At 52.9% G+C, this 240-nt stretch carries 1 protein-coding gene; it reads left to right on the top strand.

Translation table 11 applies throughout. The annotated features are described in order from the left end of the window. Positions 1-47: 47 nt before the first annotated feature. Positions 48-240 (top strand): thiamine S protein (locus tag FQ664_RS28380; RefSeq protein WP_144175997.1); only part of this gene is annotated, 193 nt, incomplete at its 3' end.

The following is a 240-nucleotide window of genomic DNA, read 5'->3' as shown; positions in this document are numbered from 1 at the left end:
GAACCGCCCACAGTATTTAGACTCTGCGACTATAATAGTATCGAGATATGCTCTGTCGGTTCACCATCCTCCTGGACAACACCGTGCTGATCTACCGCGGCGGGCCTGATGATACATACGAGACTGCCCTGCTCTCTTTCGGGATCAATCCTGATACGGTGCTGATCTTTTACGAGAATAGGAGCCTGCCGCAGGACAAAAGAATCGAGGAGGAGGAGGTCAGCATCCTCCTGACCGCCT

Origin of the sequence: Pseudomonas persica (genome assembly GCF_900291015.1) — a bacterium.
Taxonomy (GTDB): Bacteria; Pseudomonadota; Gammaproteobacteria; order Pseudomonadales; family Pseudomonadaceae; genus Aquipseudomonas.
The sequence above is the reverse complement of the archived record's forward strand: the minus strand, read 5'-3'. Positions and strand labels throughout refer to the sequence as shown.